The 14,089-nt window shown below is 68.1% G+C and carries 12 protein-coding genes and 1 other RNA gene; 10 read left to right on the top strand and 3 right to left on the bottom strand.

What is annotated here, in order from left to right; translation table 11 throughout:
- The first annotated feature begins 3 nt into the window (after window positions 1–3).
- The 6 genes from prfB to ssrA all read left to right on the top strand — a co-directional run bounded on the left by prfB (window position 4) and on the right by ssrA (window position 6,513).
- Window positions 4–1,131 carry a peptide chain release factor 2 gene (prfB, locus tag CW348_RS11670; RefSeq protein WP_011292902.1) on the top strand — a complete coding sequence of 376 codons (1,128 nt, stop codon included), beginning with the start codon at window positions 4–6 and terminating at the stop codon, window positions 1,129–1,131.
- Between the two features lie 341 nt (window positions 1,132–1,472).
- Window positions 1,473–2,162, top strand: a complete 690-nt coding sequence (gene ftsE, locus CW348_RS11665) for a cell division ATP-binding protein FtsE (RefSeq protein WP_011292901.1) — start codon at window positions 1,473–1,475, stop codon at window positions 2,160–2,162.
- Between the two features lie 118 nt (window positions 2,163–2,280).
- Window positions 2,281–3,189, top strand: a complete 909-nt coding sequence (ftsX, locus tag CW348_RS11660; RefSeq protein ID WP_011292900.1) for a permease-like cell division protein FtsX — start codon at window positions 2,281–2,283, stop codon at window positions 3,187–3,189.
- 41 nt (window positions 3,190–3,230) lie between these two features.
- Window positions 3,231–3,713: an SsrA-binding protein SmpB gene (gene smpB / locus CW348_RS11655; RefSeq protein WP_011292899.1), complete on the top strand. Its 483-nt coding sequence runs from the start codon at window positions 3,231–3,233 to the stop codon at window positions 3,711–3,713.
- Window positions 3,714–3,725: 12 nt separating this feature from the next.
- Window positions 3,726–5,657, top strand: a complete 1,932-nt coding sequence (locus tag CW348_RS11650; protein WP_011292898.1) for a penicillin-binding transpeptidase domain-containing protein — start codon at window positions 3,726–3,728, stop codon at window positions 5,655–5,657.
- A gap of 483 nt (window positions 5,658–6,140) precedes the next feature.
- Window positions 6,141–6,513, top strand: a transfer-messenger RNA (tmRNA) gene (ssrA, locus tag CW348_RS11645).
- An 88-nt stretch (window positions 6,514–6,601) separates the two neighbouring features.
- Here ssrA and CW348_RS11640 read toward each other — a convergent pair.
- The gene (locus tag CW348_RS11640; protein WP_011292897.1) at window positions 6,602–6,928 is read right to left on the bottom strand and encodes a hypothetical protein; all 327 of its coding nucleotides are present in this window, start codon (window positions 6,926–6,928) and stop codon (window positions 6,602–6,604) included.
- 287 nt (window positions 6,929–7,215) lie between these two features.
- Entirely contained in the window at window positions 7,216–8,373 is a 1,158-nt protein-coding gene (gene nagA / locus CW348_RS11635) for an N-acetylglucosamine-6-phosphate deacetylase (protein ID WP_011292896.1), read from the bottom strand.
- Between the two features lie 382 nt (window positions 8,374–8,755).
- Here nagA and CW348_RS11630 point away from each other — a divergent pair, with 382 nt between their 5' ends.
- Window positions 8,756–9,274: an NADPH-dependent FMN reductase gene (locus CW348_RS11630; protein ID WP_011292895.1), complete on the top strand. Its 519-nt coding sequence runs from the start codon at window positions 8,756–8,758 to the stop codon at window positions 9,272–9,274.
- A gap of 7 nt (window positions 9,275–9,281) precedes the next feature.
- Here CW348_RS11630 and CW348_RS11625 read toward each other — a convergent pair whose 3' ends face one another.
- Window positions 9,282–10,184 carry a hypothetical protein gene (locus CW348_RS11625; protein ID WP_011292894.1) on the bottom strand — a complete coding sequence of 301 codons (903 nt, stop codon included), beginning with the start codon at window positions 10,182–10,184 and terminating at the stop codon, window positions 9,282–9,284.
- A gap of 235 nt (window positions 10,185–10,419) precedes the next feature.
- On the opposite strand from CW348_RS11625, the gene CW348_RS11620 reads away from it, so the two are divergent.
- From CW348_RS11620 to CW348_RS11610, 3 genes are all read left to right on the top strand, one after another.
- Window positions 10,420–11,940, top strand: coding sequence for a GDSL-type esterase/lipase family protein (locus CW348_RS11620; protein ID WP_011292893.1), 1,521 nt, complete (start codon window positions 10,420–10,422; stop codon window positions 11,938–11,940).
- Window positions 11,927–13,612, top strand: coding sequence for a hypothetical protein (locus CW348_RS11615; RefSeq protein WP_011292892.1), 1,686 nt, complete (start codon window positions 11,927–11,929; stop codon window positions 13,610–13,612). Before CW348_RS11620 ends, CW348_RS11615 begins: the two co-directional genes overlap by 14 nt.
- A gap of 159 nt (window positions 13,613–13,771) precedes the next feature.
- The gene (locus CW348_RS11610; RefSeq protein WP_016189157.1) at window positions 13,772–13,912 is read left to right on the top strand and encodes a hypothetical protein; all 141 of its coding nucleotides are present in this window, start codon (window positions 13,772–13,774) and stop codon (window positions 13,910–13,912) included.
- The last annotated feature ends 177 nt before the right edge of the window (window positions 13,913–14,089 follow it).

Raw genomic sequence — 14,089 nt, 5'->3', positions numbered from 1 at the left:
AGTGTGGCAGAACTAGACCCCGCAGAGCAGATCAAGGAACTCACATCCACGCTGGAGAACATCGAGGCCGTACTGGACCTCGACGCCAAGCGCACGGAAATTGAGCAGCTGCGGGAGCAGTCAGCCGATCCCGAGCTGTGGAACGACCAGGCCAATGCGCAGAAGGTCACGCGGCGGCTCTCCTTTTTGGAGTCGGAAGTCTCCAAGGTCGAGAACATCCGCAGCCGGATCGATGACCTCGGTGTGCTCTTCGAGCTCGCGGCGGCAGAGAACGACGCCGAAACCCTTGCCGAGGCCCGCAGGGAGCTGGCCGCGCTGCGCAAGGACATCAGCGATCTTGAGGTGCGCACCCTGCTATCGGGCCCCTACGACGAGCGTGAAGCACTGATCAGCATCAACGCTCAGGCGGGTGGGGTCGACGCGGCAGACTGGACGCAGATGCTGCAGCGGATGTACCTCCGCTGGGCGGAGCGCCACGGCTACCCGACGGAGATCTACGAGACCTCCTACGCTGAGGAAGCCGGCATCAAGTCCACGACGTTCGTGGTCAAGGCGCCCTACGCCTACGGCATGCTGCGCGGCGAGCACGGTACGCACCGCCTGGTGCGGATCTCGCCGTTCGACAACCAGAGCCGCCGTCAGACCTCGTTCGCCGGAGTCGATGTGGTCCCGGTCGTCGAGCAGAGCGACCACATTGAGATTGACGAAAGCGAACTGCGGATCGACGTGTACCGCTCTTCAGGGCCCGGCGGCCAGGGCGTCAACACCACCGACTCGGCGGTGCGGATCACCCACCTGCCGACCGGGATCGTGGTCTCCTGCCAGAACGAACGCTCCCAGTTGCAAAACCGCGCTACCGCGATGTCGATCCTCCAGGCCAAGCTGCTGGAACGCAAACGCCAGGAGGAGGAGGCCGAGCTCGCCGCGCTCCGCGGTGAGTCCGCGCGGGCGTGGGGAACCCAGATGCGCAACTACGTGCTCCACCCCTACCAGAGCGTCAAAGACATCCGCACCGGGGTGGAGACCGGGAACACCAGCGCTGTCCTCGACGGAGAGATCGACGAGTTCATCAACGCTGGGATCCGCTGGCTGCGGAGCCGGGAGAGGGACGAGCAGAAGAAAGCGGGATAACTGTGCCGCCGGTGCACGAGCAGAGCCGCGGCGGATTCGCGGAAACGCCCGCCGCGGCTCGGAAAGTCGTGTATATGTGAACGTTATCACCGCTTGACGATCCCTCTATGCTCTTGGTAGCTGACTAGTGTTACTCCCGAGTCCGCTGTGAGGCCCGGGAAGGGAAGACACTGTCGGTGCCGGGGAGCGAACAGCGGCGCCGCACGTTCCGCGGTTCAAAGTGAACCCGGACATTCCGGGTCGCTTTCCCCCTAGACTGTCGTCTGGCCCTGTGGCCGCGGTACTGCCTTGAGCGGACCCACCGCTGTGGGCCCTAACTTCGAGACCCTTGTGATGCGCCCGTGATCCAGTTTGAAAACGTCACCAAGGTCTACCCGACCCAGAAACGTCCCGCGCTGAACAACGTTTCCATCGACGTTCAGAAGGGGGAGTTCGTCTTCCTCGTCGGCCCTTCGGGATCGGGTAAGTCCACGTTCCTCCGTCTCATCCTCAAAGAGGAGAAACCGACCAAAGGTCGGGTCCACGTCGCGGGTAAGGACCTCTCACGGCTGTCGAACTGGAAGGTTCCGCACCTGCGGCGTCGCATCGGCTGCGTATTCCAGGACTTCCGGCTGCTGCCCAACAAGAACGTCTACGAGAACGTGGCGTTCGCGTTGGAGGTCATCGGAAAGCCGCGTCGGTTCATCCGCAAGGTTGTCCCCGAGGTCGTCGAACTGGTCGGCCTCGAAGGCAAGGGCGACCGCATGCCCAGCGAACTCTCCGGTGGTGAACAGCAGCGAGTGGCGATTGCTCGGGCATTCGTCAACCGTCCGCAGATCCTTCTCGCCGACGAGCCGACAGGGAACATCGACCCTGCGACCTCGATCGGCATTATGAAGGTGCTCGACCGAATCAACCGGACCGGAACTACTGTCGTCATGGCCACCCATGACGCTGCCATCGTCGACTCGATGCGCAAGCGGGTCATTGAGCTCGAGGACGGCGAGGTCATCCGTGACCAGTCGCGTGGCGTCTACGGCCAGGCGTACTAGGTCCCGCTTTTCGTGAATCCCGGGCTCGTGGAGCCTTCAGCGGAACCCCGCCCAGCGGCTCTCGTGGTACGCCTACCCAGTGGCGCGGAGCCCAACAAGGATGGACCTTTGACACATCATGCGCGCACAGTTCGTACTCTCTGAGATCTGGATCGGCCTACGGCGCAACCTGACGATGACCATCGCGGTCATCACCACGGTCGCCATTTCGCTGGCCCTCTTCGGTGCTGGCATGCTGATCAACCAGCAAGTCAGCGCAATGCGCGGGTATTGGGACCAGCGGATTTCGATCACGATCTACCTGTGCACCGAGAGCTCACCCAGCAGCCACTGCGTCGAGAACGGGCCCGCGACCGATGAGGACCGCGCCGCGATCCAAGCGGACCTGGAATCCATGCCCGAGGTCGCCAGTGTCGAGTACGTCGACCAGGCCCAGGCGTGGGAGGACTTCCAGAACCGCTTCGCCAACCAGCAGGCCCTCGTCGAAGCCACGCAGGAAGGCGACATCCCCGACAACTTCCGGGTCCAACTGGTCGACCCCTCGCAGTACGAGAAGGTCCAGGAGAGCTTCCGGAACCGGGCCGGCGTCGACATGGTCTCCAACGACAAAGACGTGCTCGACCGGTTCTTCGAACTGTTCGACGTCCTCAAGTGGGCGGCACTGACCTTCGCTATCGTCCAGCTCGCCGCTGCCGCGCTGCTGATCGGCAACACGATCCGCCTGTCGGCCTACAGCCGCCGCCGGGAGACCGGAATCATGCGCCTGGTGGGAGCCTCCAACTTCTACATCCAGCTCCCGTTCCTTCTCGAGGGCGCGATCTGCGGTCTCATCGGCGGTATCATCGCTTCAGGCTTCATCGTCGCAGCCAGGTATGTCCTGCTGGACAAGATCCAGGACTGGTTCTACTCCGGAGTCCGGCTCAGCACGGGGGCACTGCTCTCCGTTATCGGAATGTCCATCATCCTGGGTGTGCTGCTCTGTGCGATCGCCTCTTTCCTGACGCTGCGGCGGTACCTGCGCGTCTGAGGCTCTGATGAGGCGGCCAGCCTGGCGAGGAGCGAGCACACATGGCACGGAAGAAAAAACAGGACAAGGGGCAGGGACCGAAGACCATCGCGCAGAACCGGCGCGCCCGGCACGACTACCACATCGAAGACACCTATGAGGCCGGTCTGGTGCTGACCGGTACCGAGGTGAAGTCGCTGCGTGCCGGCCGTGCCTCCCTGGTCGACGGTTTCGCCCAGATCAAGAACGGCGAGGTCTGGCTGCACAACGTGCACATCCCCGAGTACACGATGGGGACGTGGACGAACCACGCTCCGCGTCGCCCGCGTAAGCTCCTGTTGCACCGGGAGGAGATCGCGAAGCTGGACGCGAAGACCCGCGAGGCGGGCCGCACGCTGGTCCCGCTGTCGCTCTACTTCCGGAACGGCCGGGCCAAGGTCGAGATCGCTCTGGCCCGAGGCAAGCGCGAGTACGACAAACGCCACGACATCGCCGAACGCGAGGCTAAGCGCGAAATGGAAAGAGCTCTGCGTCGGCGGCGTTGAAAGGACAGCAGGTTGCCCCCCCGAAACAGCCTCCGTCGATTCCTTGCCGCGACCACGGGCGCCCTTCTGGTCACGGCCACTGCGGCCTGCGCGGCGGAGCCAAGCCCTGAGGTCGCCGTCCGTAGCTTTCTGCTGAACTGGCAGGAAGGCGACTACGAGGCCGCAGCACAGGTCACCAACGGTGACGTCGCCGAGGTCGCTGAGGCGCTCCGTCAAGCGCACAACCAGCTTGACCTGGCGGCGCTGCGGTTGAGCCTTCGCCCGATCGAGATGGACGGGGACACGGCGACGGCCGGTTTCGGGGCCGAGGCCGACCTCGGTATCGGCGATCCGGTGTGGCGCTACACGGGGACGATCCCGTTGACGCGCACGGACTCGGGCTGGGTGATCGACTGGTCGCCTGCGGTGATCCACCCGGAGCTGGGGGAGGGGGAGCGGCTCGCGGTCACCTACGATGTCCCAGACCGCGGCCAGATCTACGACCGCAACGGCGAACCCCTCGTCGAGGAGACCGAAGTCACCGCGTTCGGGGTGCGTCCCGCCGCGATGGCGGACATGACCGAGGGGATCAACAGCCTGGCGGAGCTGCTCGACGAGGATCCTGAGCCGCTGCTCAACCGGGTCCGGTCTGCGCCTCCGGAGGAGTTCCAGCCGCTCGTCCTCAAACGCACCCAGGACGTGTCCAGCTCCCTGCTCGCGAAGGCCACCGCGATTCCCGGCGTGGAGGTCGAGGAGGGGACGATGCCTCTCCTGCCGATCCGGGCCGCGGGCGTGGTCGGCGAGGTCGCGGGAACCGCGGAGCACAAGGTCGCCAACCGTGTTTCGGGCCCGTACCAGGCGGGGGACACGGTGGGGCTCAACGGCTTGCAGAGCAGTTTCCAGCAGCAGCTCGCCGGTACGGCGACGACCCGGGTCGTCACGCTCAGCTCCTCGGGCGAGGAGACGGGGGTGCTGGAGACGTGGACGGGGGAGGAGAGCGGTTCGCTGACCACCACCCTCGACCACGCGGTGCAGGAGGCGGCGGAGACGTCGCTGGCTACGATCAACGGCACCGCCTACCTGGTAGCGGTGGATGCGCGTTCCGGGGAGATCCTCGCCGCGGCGGGACAGCCCGACGAGCCGTCCAACGACGGTGCGCTGACCAGGCAGTACTACCCGGGCGAGACGTTCACGATCGTCTCGGCCGCAGCACTGCTGAGCGGGGGCAAAGCCACTCTGGACACCACGATGGCCTGCGAGCAGCAGGCGGAAGTGGGCAGCCGGACTTTCACGAACCCCAACGGCGGCAGCCTGCTGGGGACCCCGGACCTGCGGACGAACTTCGCCTACAGCTGCACGACAGCGTTTGTGGGGCTGTCGAGCTCGTTGAGCGCCGCGGACCTGGCGGAGAGCGCGGAGCGGTTCGGTATCGGCCAGCCGTGGCAGTTGCCGGTCCCCGCGTTTTCCGGGGAGTTCACCGTGCAGGGAGGCCAGGAGCAGGTTGCCGCTGCCACAGTGGGGGCGGACGGGATCACGGTCAGCCCGCTGGGGATGGCTCTCGTGGCGGCTGCGGTTGCGGGCGGGCAGTGGCACGCGCCGCGGCTGATCGACGGGGTGGAGCCGGAAGTGGACAGCATTCCGGTTGACCCCGCGGTGCTGGAGCCGCTCCGCGAGCTGATGCGCGCCCCCGTGGAGCAGGGCAGTGCCTCCGTGCTCAACATCGACTACGTGAACCCGGTGCACGGCCAGACGGGGATGGTCACCCAGGAAATCGACGGTGAGGAGAAGACCATCCAGTGGTTTGTCGGCTACCGGGGCCACGTCGCTTTCGCGGTGGTGGTGGAGGCCGCTCCCTCGCACACCTACCAGTTCGCGGTGAACTCTGCCCTGTCGTTCCTGCAGCTGCTGCCCGCCAGCTACGTTTCCGCTGCCGAGGCGGACTCCCAGCTCGAGGGGAGTGCGTGACCCGGTTGCGGGCTCCCGCTGGCACGGCGGGCCGTCAGGGGTGACGGCTGCGGTGGCCGCGACCGCACGGCCCCGCCCGGTCTCCCGTGAGCCTGCACTGCGTGCCGTGCTCGGGCAGCGACGGACGGGCGGTGGTTTGAGGGGTTTCTCCCGAATTTTCTCCTGAGGAGGCAACCTGGGACGCCGTCTGAGGCGTCTTCATAGGTGACTGGTCTGCGAATGGGGGGTCGCGGCCAGTCTGGGACAGGACCTCGTCTCGGGGGAGGCCCTGTCCACCGAGGTCGGTGTGACCCTACCGGCCGGCCCTCGCGGGCAGCGTCGACGGATCTCGTCCGCGCCCGCGGGGGTTTCTCCAGTTTTCGAGGCAGTTGCGTGCGTCCCGGGAATGTGGTTGGCACCTGGTGTGTTGAACCAGTAGCCTAAGAAAACGAGGACGCTGCGTGAGTCCTGAGTGCGGGCTCGAAGCCCGTTGACAACTGCACAGGGGGTGATCGGTTTCGACTTCGATGGTTGTTGTAGGGGAAGCGGGCCGAGGAGAGCGGACGCAGCCTCGTTAAAAATGCGACCGCGAAAAAAATAAGTGCCAACTCTAAGCGCACTGAGTTCGCTCTCGCTGCTTAATCGAGAGTGACTCTGTCGGCCTGGGAGCGTCTCCGACCCAGTGTCCGGCATCGTTGAGGAGACTTGCCGGTCAGATCAGGCCACAGGATCTGACTGGGACATGCTCTGTGGCTGGGCCTGTCGGCGACTTGTCTGCGTGAGCGCCGGGGCCGAGGAGAACGCTGAGCAGACTGCGCCCGGAGAAGCCCTGCTGCAGCATCGAAGGACGCGGGTTCGATTCCCGCCACCTCCACGCGTCGCTGCTGCGGCGGCCGGTGCAGAAATGCACCGGCCGCCGCAGTTTTTTGTGTGCTGGGGAGCATGGCGTCCGGTGCGTGCGGTCCTCAGTTGGACAGTTCCACGCCGAGCAGGCGCGCGGTCCGCTCCACACTCGGGCGCAGGCTGCGGTCGTCGCAGTCGCCGAGGTACATGCCGAACGAGGTCACGAAGACGTAGCCCTGCCCCCGGCGTTCGCAGGTGATGTCTTCCACGGCGAACTCGGACTGCGGGTTGCTCACCCGAAGGAACGGGCGGCCGTCGTCGATGACGCGCGCCCAGATCCCGTGTGAGGAGACTGCTTCAGCGAGGCGGGCCAGCCGTTTGCGCTGCAGGGATTGGGTGAGTATCGCCGCCGGGGTGACGGGGCGGGTGGGATGTGTGGGGTGAACCATGACGGTGTCCTCCTAGATAGAGGAAACTCCAGTTGACTTTCACGTATTGTGAAGGTCAAACCGTCTTTGGTCACGCAACGTAATGATGACACGCCGTGGGGTGTCTCAACATATCCGTTGCGGGAGCACTGCCGGGGCATAGTCGGCATGGCCGGGACCGGGGCAGACCCCGAGGGCACCTGCCGTAGGCCAGAGCGCGCTGACAGGCGCCCCCGCCCTCGCCCAGGCCGCCCGATCCCGTCCTCCGTACCGGACGCAGAACCGCAGGGGAGCGGAGCGGAACAGGCTCAGCGCTGGCCCCGGCTGGCCGGAACTCCGGTGACGGGGCGGCCCCGGTGGTAGACGGCGTGGAGCGTCCCATCCGGCTCCAGCACGACGAGGTCGGCGTAGCGTCCCGGCAGGAGAGCCCCCACGTCAGCGAGGCGCAGGGCGGCAGCGGGAACCGTGCTGGCTGCGCGTACCGCCGCGGCCAGCGGAATGCCCAGGTCACGCACTGCCCGACGGACAGCATCGGCCAAAGTGATCGTGCTGCCCGCGATCGCCCCCGTGTCCGCCAGGCGGGCTGTGCCGTCTGCGACCCGGACACGGCGCCCGCCCAAGGTGTAGTCCCCGTCGCCCAGCCCGGCCGCTGCCATGGCATCGGTGACGAAAGCGGTGCGGTCGGCTCCGGCCGCAGCCCAGGCCATGCGCACCACCGCGGGATGGAGGTGGACCCCGTCGTTGATGACCTCCACGGTCACCCGGTCGTCGGTGAGCGCCGCGGCCACGGGCCCGGGATCCCGGTGGTGGAGGGGCCGCATCTGGTTGAACAGGTGGGTGGCCACCGTCGCCCCCGCGTCGAACGCGGCGCACACCGTGGCATAGTCGGCGTCGGTGTGCCCGACCGCGGCCACGACGCCTTCGGAAACAGCTGCACGCACCAGTTCGAGCGCGCCGGGCAGCTCGGGGGCGAGTGTGATCATCCGGACGTGGCCGCGGCCTGCGCGGAGGATCCGCTGGAACTCGGCGAGGTCTGGGGAGCGCAGCAGGGCCGGATCGTGCGCCCCGCACCGCTGTGTGGCCAGGTAGGGGCCTTCCAAGTGGATGCCGGCGAGCTCACCCGCCTCGCACAGTTCGGCCAGCGCGGCCACCTGGCGCAGCAGAGCTGCGGGGGAAGCGGTCACCAGTCCCGCGACCAGGCTGGTCGTCCCGTGCCGACGGTGCAGGTCGACGGCGGCCAGGGCGCGCTCGGGGTCGCCGTCGTCAAAGGAAGCGCCCCCGCCGCCGTGGACGTGGATGTCCACCCAGCCGGGGACGAGGAGGCGGCCGCCCAAGTCCACGGATTCTGCTGCGGGATAGGGGGCGATTCCCGCGCCGACCTCGGCAATACGTGGACCGTCGACGCGCAGCCACCCTGCGGTCCACCCCTGCGAGGTGACGATCCGTGCGTTAGTCAATGTGCGCACTGCCCGACCCCCTGTGTCCTTCCTCACCCGCTAACTCTGACAAAACTGTCCATCACGCATTGACGCCATCCTGGAGTCCGTTTCATGATGGTGTACATGTCTGCCGGTGAGCTGCTCGTTCAGCGTCTGCACGTCGATCTGCGACAGCAGGCGAGCGCACTCTGTCGTCGCTAGCGTTTTTCTTTCGGGGTTTCTGTCCCCTGCTGTCCTCGCGGTTTCCTCGCACGCGTTCGAGCCCCCGGTCCAGATCCATTGATCCCAGCGGTCAGGAACGTGCGTGTTCGCCGTGCCTGGGAACCCTCTTCTGCCGCCTTCCCCGTCTCGACGATTCCCTCGCGCTACGTCCCGCGGCTTGAGGCCGTCGTGTCACCTGGAGATCACTATGACTCGCTTCACTGTGCTCGTCGCTGCACTCGAGACCCGTTCCGCCCTTCGTGCCACCGCTGTCCACACCGCTGACGCTATCGCCGCGCACACCGGTGTCCCTGCCTGCATCGACGTCATCGACCTTGCCGCGTTGGGTCCGGCGCTGCTCGCTGAAGAAGCGACGGACGGCGTCGCCGACGCGCTCGCCACGATCGCCGCAACCGACGTACTGATCGTGGCCACCCCCCAAATCCACGGCAGCTATACCGGGCTGCTCAAGGTGTTCCTCGACCGGCTGCCGGAGCTGGGCCTCGCCCACGTCATCGCGCTGCCGCTGGCGGTGGTGGACGACCTGCGCAACGGCTACAACATCGAAAGCGACCTGCGGGTCCTCCTGTCCGACCTGGGCGCGTGGGTGGCCGAACCCGGCCTGGTCCTGGCCACTTCGGAACTCGCCGAACCGCTCAGCGTGGTCGACGCGTGGGCGGAAGTCGCAGCTCCGTCGCTCCGCCAGGCCTTGGCCGTCGCCGTGTAAGACGGGCTCAGCCGGTCGGCTGGGCCGCGGCGCGCAGCCGACCGGCTTCCGCTTCCGCCTCGCCGGAAGCCCGGTGGACCAGTGCCACCACGGTGAGGGTGAGCAGGAAACCCAGGGCGCGCAGCACCAGGGGAAGCGGTTCGGTCGGCAAGGGCTCGGCGAAGATCACGGTGCCGGCCACGACCGTGAAGACGTTGCCCACCACATTCGCCGCCGGGGCGGTGATGGAGGCGCGGGAGCGCTGCATCGAAGTTTGGAAGAGCGCAATACCCACCGCCCACCCCAGCGCGTACAGGTAGGGGAACGGGGAGAGTAGGACCGGCACGAGTGCGGCGAAGAGCCCGTGGTCGGCGAGGAGACCGCCGATTCCCTTGCCGTGCAGTCCCGCCACCCCCTGCGCGAGTCCGGCAGCGCCGCCCATGAGAGCCGCGGACGCCCGGCCGCCGCCGACAAGGGCCACCCCTGCCGCGCAGACCGCGAGAGTGACCCCGCTGACCGTGAGCAGGAGAGGAAGGTGCGGGACGGTTCCTGCCGCGGCATCGCGCGGTCCCAGGGACAGGGCCAGCAGGAGGAGGGCGACCGGCATGATGCCAAGGGCGGCCAGCTCTCCCCGGCTGATCCGCTGCTGCTGGGCTAGGGACAGCAGCAGCAGGGTGAGCGAGATCCCCCCGGCAAAGGTCGGCTGGACCACGGAGACCGGGGCAAGTCCCAGGGAGACGATGAGTCCGACGCTGCCCAGTGCCGCCAGCACGCATCCGGCGAGCCACCGGGGGTTGCCGAACAGGACGCGCGCCAGGTGCAGCGGGCGGCGGATGCCGATGGGTTCCGACCGGTGTAGGGCGCGCTGCTCCACGGTCAGGCCGACACCGTAGACCATGGCGGAAACCAAGGCGGCGATCAGACCGGTCACGTGGACGACCTTTCTGGACGGGGGGAGAGCGCCAGCAGGTTACCCGAGGGTAACCCGGGGAGGGGAGACCCCGCTACCCCCGTCCAGCGGCACGGGACACCCGGACGGCGCAGAGTCGCAGCAGGACGCCGCCCCCAGGGACCCCCGTGCCCGGTGCGGTGTCCAACCCCACCACTGGTACGGCAGTTGCGTACGGCATAGCCCGGGGTGAGCACCACATCCTAGGCTGTCCGCTGTGGAGCAGACAGACACCCCGCCCCCCGCGGAAGGGGCCGAGGAGACCGGGAGGCGCCGCCGGTGGCTGTGGGCACGCCCTCCCGTGTCCGGCCTGCTCGCCATCACCATGGCCGCGATGGCCTTCACTATGCTCGTCCTCCAGACCACCCTCGGCGGTTTCCGGGTGGACGGTCCCGCACCCCCCAGACCCGCCCCGCCCACGGAATGGTCCCCGCCCGGGGACCCGGTCCGGATCATGGTGTGCGGCGATTCCCGCGTCCAAGGCAGTACCGGGGACTACACCTGGCGCTACTGGCTGTGGGAGCACCTCACCGAACATGCCGGAGTCGCCGTGGACTTCGTGGGACCGCGCAACGACCTGTTCGACCCGGTCGCCGACCGCCCCGGCGACCACCGCTATGCCGCTGATTTCGACACCGACCACGCGGGCGTGTGGGGAGCCACCGCGGCGGAAGTCGCGGAACGCATCGGCCGGGAAGTCGTCGACGCCGACCCGCACTACCTGCTCCTCCTCGTCGGCGTCAACGACATCGTGCGCGGTGCCAGCACAGCCGAAGTGCTCGACCGGACCCGCGGCATCGTTGCTGCCGCCCGGCTCGCCAAAGGCGACATCCGCATCGTGCTCGGCGAGATCCCCCCGGTGTGGGGTACCGAGAACGACCGGGCGGCCAACACGGTCATCCACAGCTACAACACTGCTCTGCCGACCCTGGCTGAGCAGCTCACCACCGCGAACTCCCCGGTCGTCGTCGCCCGCACGGCCGCCGACTACGCGCCCGCGGACGACAACTGGGACGCCGTCCACCCCAACACGCGCGGCGAACTGAAGATCGCCGCCGCGTTCGCGGACGCGCTGGCCCGCCCCCTCAACCTGGGAGCTCCCTACCCGCGCCCCCTGCCGGAGGTGACGGTGGGGCCCACCGCCGCTCCCGAGGACGTCCGCGCAGAACGGACCGCTGAAGGGGTCCACGTGTACTGGGAGGACGTCGAAGGGGCGACACATTACGAGGTGTTCCAGCGCAGGGTGTCCCCCGATCCGGATGAGCAGACCAGTCTCGGCGTGGTCGCCGCAACCGCGGAGGAGACCGAAACCTACGAGGTCACCGGCCTGTTCGCGGGCGCCGTCTACGAGTTCGCGGTGCGGGCGCTCAAAGGCGACGATCCGGGGCCGCTCTCTGCGTCCGTGCAACTGGAACTGGACGACGACCCGCCGCCCGCCCCCGAAGGGCTCCGCATCGTTGCCGGGGTGCTCACCTGGGAGGCTGCTCCCGGCGCCACGCACTACGCGGTGTGGCGCCGCCAGCTGAAATGCTCCGGTGCAGCGGGCGACCAGTGTGCACCCGCCGACTCCGCGGAAGTGAGCGCTGACACGGGTTGGGAGACCGTAGCCGTCGTGCACGACGCTACGCAGGTGGAGCTCGGCCCGGGCCACGAAGGCCACGAGTTCGCGGTCCGCGCTCACCGGGACTACCTCGCCGGCGGCTTCTCGGAACGGATCGTCTACCGTGCCAGCGACTGACCCTGCCCGGCCGTCCCCCCGCCAGCGGCGCGCAGCATTCTCCTGCTTCCTGCACCGGTGGGGGCCGGCAGGGATCGGACTGGCCGCCGGAGCAGCGGTACTGGGACCCGCCCTGGGACCGGGCTACGTGCTCCGCTACGACATGGTGTTCGTCCCCAACGCCCCGCTCTCCCCTGCGGCCCTGGGCTGGGGGGACGGTTTCCCCCGGGCAGTGCCCAGCGACGCCGTCGCAGCCCTCCTGGGCATGGTGCTTCCCGGCGATGTGGTGCAGACACTGCTGCTGCTCACCGTGTTCGTCCTCGGCGCCGCCGGTGCGGCCCGGCTCGTGCCGGGGCCCGGGCTGGCGGCGCGCAGTGCGGCAGCTCTCGCCTACGTGTGGAACCCGTTCCTCGCCGAGCGGCTGCTGCTGGGGCAGTGGGCGCTGCTGCTGGGCTATGCCGGACTTCCGTGGGTGGTGGCCGCGGCAGCCCGGTACCGCGGACCCCGCGACCTGCCCCGCGTGGGGGCCGCGCTGGTGCCGGCCGCCATCGGCGGGTTCTCGTCTGCGGTACTGTCCGCGCTGGTGGCCCTGCCCATCGCCCTACTGCGGCCGTGGCGGCGGGCAATCGCCGCCAGTGCCGCGGTGCTCGGCTGCCTGGCGGTGGCGGCACTGCCGTGGCTGGTGCCTGCCTTGGCCAGCGCCGCAACGACGGATCCCGCAGCGGTGGACGTGTTCGCGGTCCGCGCCGATACTCCGCTCGGCACGGTGGCCTCCCTGCTCAGCTTGGGCGGGATCTGGAATGCCCGGGCCGTGCCCCCCGGTTTCGCCGAGCCGGTGGGCGCGGTGGGGCGGCTGGTGCTGTCCCTGGTGGCGCTAACCGGGTGGGGATGGCTGCTGCGGCGCGGCCCCCAGCCAGGGTTCCAGGCTGGATTGACCGCGGCCGCAGCGGCGGGCCTGCTGGTCGCCCTGGCAGGCACCGTGGAAGCGGGGAGAGGGGTGCTGCGCGCACTCATCGACCTGTGGCCGGGGTTCGGTCCGCTGCGCGACGGGCACCTCTACCTGGCACCGCTCGCTCTGCTGCAGGCCGTGGGACTGGCTGGCGCCGTGCAGTGGTGGGGGCAGTCCGGTGGGCGGGGGACAGCGCGAGGTTCCCGGGCAGCGACGCGTCTCCTCGCGGGGTGCGCGCTGCTTGCCCCGGTGGTGCTGCTTCCCGGACTGGCGTGGGGCGCGTGGGGGACGCTGCGTCCGGTCGACTACCCCCACGAGTGGGTGACGGTGCAGCGGCTGGTCAACGAGGACCCCCACGAGGGGGCGCTGCTGTCTTTGCCGTGGAGCGCCTACCGGGGTTTTCCCACGGGAAAGGATGCAGCGACAGTGGTGCTGGACCCGGCGATCAAGATGGTCGACCGTCCCGTGGTGTGGAACGACGCGCTGCGGGTGCGGGACGGGGAACAGCTCCGCGTGGTCGCCGGGGAGGACCCGCGTGCCCAGCGGATCGCTCCGCTGATGGGGGACGACGGACTCCCGCGGGACACGCCGGACCTAGCACAGCGGCTGGCCGCGGAAGGGGTGCGCTACGTGCTCGTCGACCGGACCAATGTGCCCGAGGGGAGCAGCCTCGGTTTCGCGCACACCGGTTTCACGGCGGTCCACGACGGTCCGCTGCTCCTACTCCTGAAAGTTACCGATTAGTACATCACTACAGCGTATGAGGCATGTGAGGCGGCAGATAGGGCCGGAGCAGCGATAACGGTGCGGGTACAGCTCTAGTCAAGTGCCGAATTCGATTCTACTCTTGCTCCATACCCGCACATCCTCAACGACGTGACGCGTCGAGGAAGGAGAAGCGCAGTGGTCAGAATCCTGGTCGCGTGTGCCGTCGGCGCGGCCCTCGCAGTGGTCGCGACCCTGACCGTGACCACGGTTGCGACAACCTCAGCGACTTCCGTCGAACCGGTGAACGAGACGCTCTACAACTACGGCGACAGGTAGGCGCGGCGTGCTCCGGTGAATGCCGTCGCCGCGGCGCCCGGAGCGCTTCGCCGACCACGTTCCAGTCCTCGCACTCCCGACGCAGCGCACACGCACACCCCCTCAGACCGTCGGCACGGTCGGCACCGCCCCTCGGCAACCCCCAAGTCAATTACTCTTCGAATTCAAATAAATGCT

The organism is Thermobifida sp. (genome assembly GCF_017577275.1).
GTDB lineage: Bacteria > Actinomycetota > Actinomycetes > Streptosporangiales > Streptosporangiaceae > Thermobifida > Thermobifida fusca.
The sequence above is the reverse complement of the archived record's forward strand: the minus strand, read 5'-3'. Positions and strand labels throughout refer to the sequence as shown.

Bases quoted from the DNA above. Each gene is read 5' to 3' on its own strand.
- CW348_RS11630 (WP_011292895.1), top strand. From the start codon at position 8,756: ATGACTCGCTTCACTGTGCTCGTCGCTGCACTCGAGACCCGTTCCGCC.
- ftsX (WP_011292900.1), top strand. From the start codon at position 2,281: ATGCGCGCACAGTTCGTACTCTCTGAGATCTGGATCGGCCTACGGCGC.
- CW348_RS11640 (WP_011292897.1), bottom strand. From the start codon at position 6,928: ATGGTTCACCCCACACATCCCACCCGCCCCGTCACCCCGGCGGCGATA.
- smpB (WP_011292899.1), top strand. From the start codon at position 3,231: ATGGCACGGAAGAAAAAACAGGACAAGGGGCAGGGACCGAAGACCATC.